Consider the following 2,500-nt stretch of genomic DNA (forward strand, 5'->3'; position numbering starts at 1 on the left):
TATATTTGCACCCGCTTAGCTGATAAGGCTGGGTTTGGAAAGAGGGGAAAAAGGGCCTGATAGGGGTCGTTTTTTTTCTTGATTATTGAAGAAGTTCATTTACATATTGTATAGACAGCGTAAAAGAGAATAACAAAGAACCATTTTGATGTCAAGGACTTGGTATTGTTTAGGGAGTTGAATAGATATTTAACGATAGACAATGAAGAGTTTGATCCTGGCTCAGGATGAACGCTAGCGGCAGGCCTAACACATGCAAGTCGAGGGGTAACAGGGTAGCTTGCTACTGCTGACGACCGGCGCACGGGTGCGGAACGCGTATGGAACCTGCCCCTGTCAGGGGAATAGCCCAGAGAAATTTGGATTAATGCCCCATGGTATCGATTAGACACATGTTTTTTCGATTAAAGATTTATCGGACAGGGATGGCCATGCGTACCATTAGTTAGTTGGTAAGGTAACGGCTTACCAAGGCAGCGATGGTTAGGGGCCCTGAGAGGGGGATCCCCCACACTGGTACTGAGACACGGACCAGACTCCTACGGGAGGCAGCAGTGAGGAATATTGGACAATGGTCGGGAGACTGATCCAGCCATGCCGCGTGCAGGATGACTGCCCTATGGGTTGTAAACTGCTTTTATACGGGAAGAAACGCACCTACGTGTAGGTGTCTGACGGTACCGTAAGAATAAGGACCGGCTAACTCCGTGCCAGCAGCCGCGGTAATACGGAGGGTCCGAGCGTTATCCGGAATCATTGGGTTTAAAGGGTCCGTAGGCGGGCCATTAAGTCAGGGGTGAAAGTCTGCAGCTCAACTGTAGAATTGCCTTTGATACTGGTGGTCTTGAGTCGTTGTGAAGTGGCCGGAACATGTGGTGTAGCGGTGAAATGCATAGATATCACATAGAACACCGATTGCGAAGGCAGGTCACTAACAACGTACTGACGCTGATGGACGAAAGCGTGGGTAGCGAACGGGATTAGATACCCCGGTAGTCCACGCCGTAAACGATGGATACTAGCTGTCGGGACTTCGGTCTCGGCGGCCAAGCGAAAGTGATAAGTATCCCACCTGGGGAGTACGTTCGCAAGAATGAAACTCAAAGGAATTGACGGGGGCCCGCACAAGCGGTGGAGCATGTGGTTTAATTCGATGATACGCGAGGAACCTTACCAGGGCTTAAATGTAGTATGACAGGACTAGAGATAGTTTTTTCTTCGGACATATTACAAGGTGCTGCATGGTTGTCGTCAGCTCGTGCCGTGAGGTGTCAGGTTAAGTCCTATAACGAGCGCAACCCCTACCGTTAGTTGCCAGCATGTAAAGATGGGGACTCTAACGGGACTGCCGGTGCAAACCGTGAGGAAGGTGGGGACGACGTCAAATCATCACGGCCCTTACGTCCTGGGCCACACACGTGCTACAATGGCCGGTACAGAGGGAAGCCACCCCGCAAGGGGGCGCGGATCTATAAAACCGGTCACAGTTCGGATCGGGGTCTGCAACTCGACCCCGTGAAGCTGGAATCGCTAGTAATCGGATATCAGCCATGATCCGGTGAATACGTTCCCGGGCCTTGTACACACCGCCCGTCAAGCCATGGAAGCCGGGAGTGCCTGAAGTCCGTCACCGTAAGGAGCGGCCTAGGGCAAAATCGGTAACTAGGGCTAAGTCGTAACAAGGTAGCCGTACCGGAAGGTGCGGCTGGAACACCTCCTTTCTAGAGAAAAGATTTCCGGACGATGTCCGGTCCTTTCATCGGGGTGGTCCTTGTTTTTCTTTTATGCTGTCTTATAATATGTTTTTAAAATACTGGCGACAAAAGGCCAAACAGTCTCATAGCTCAGCTGGTTAGAGCGCTACACTGATAATGTAGAGGTCGGCAGTTCGAGTCTGCCTGAGACTACTGATCGAGCCAAAGGCTTGTATATGGAAGTTTTGGGAACAGGGCTTTCAAACGTTCATTAAATATTGAAGGAAATTCTAGAAGTTGTGCGACCTGTCAACTATAACCTGGCAATCGCCAACGTATAGTAAAAGGGGGAATTAGCTCAGCTGGCTAGAGCGCCTGCCTTGCACGCAGGAGGTCACCGGTTCGACTCCGGTATTCTCCACAAGGGCGTAAAAGCTGTCCACGGCATATTTTTTTGCCAGAGGCGGCCCGCCAAAAGTTCATTGACATATTGGGACGGAGCGTGATGGTTTTACCATCATGGCGAAGTCAAATAAGAAACACGAAGTAGAATAGAATATAATAAAGGATTACGAGGGCATTTGTACATATGTACAGGTGCGACAAGCAAAAGAAGGGCGTATGGGGGATGCCTTGGCTCTCAGAGGCGAAGAAGGACGTGATAAGCTGCGAAAAGCCACGGGGAACTGCACACGAGTGTTGATCCGTGGATATCCGAATGGGGCAACCCGGCTGGTTGAAGGCCAGTCACACCGCAAGGTGGGCAAACCCGCTGAACTGAAACATCTAAGTAGGCGGAGGAAGAG

2 tRNA genes and 2 rRNA genes (1 of these 4 cut by a window edge) are annotated in these 2,500 nt (G+C 50.6%); all 4 read left to right on the forward strand.

Going from position 1 to position 2,500, the window contains the following annotated elements:
• Positions 1-199: 199 nt before the first annotated feature.
• Positions 200-1,721: ribosomal RNA gene (locus DKG77_RS16825) — 16S ribosomal RNA — on the forward strand.
• 112 nt (positions 1,722-1,833) lie between these two features.
• Positions 1,834-1,907, forward strand: a tRNA-Ile gene (locus DKG77_RS16830).
• Positions 1,908-2,041: 134 nt separating this feature from the next.
• A tRNA-Ala gene (locus tag DKG77_RS16835) sits at positions 2,042-2,115 on the forward strand.
• 178 nt (positions 2,116-2,293) lie between these two features.
• A 23S ribosomal RNA gene (locus tag DKG77_RS16840) occupies positions 2,294-2,500 on the forward strand (it continues 2,616 nt past the right edge of the window).
• The 16S and 23S rRNA genes sit together here with 2 tRNA genes alongside, the layout of an rRNA operon.

The organism is Flagellimonas aquimarina, from assembly GCF_003149745.1.
GTDB classification, from domain to species: Bacteria; Bacteroidota; Bacteroidia; order Flavobacteriales; family Flavobacteriaceae; genus Flagellimonas; species Flagellimonas aquimarina.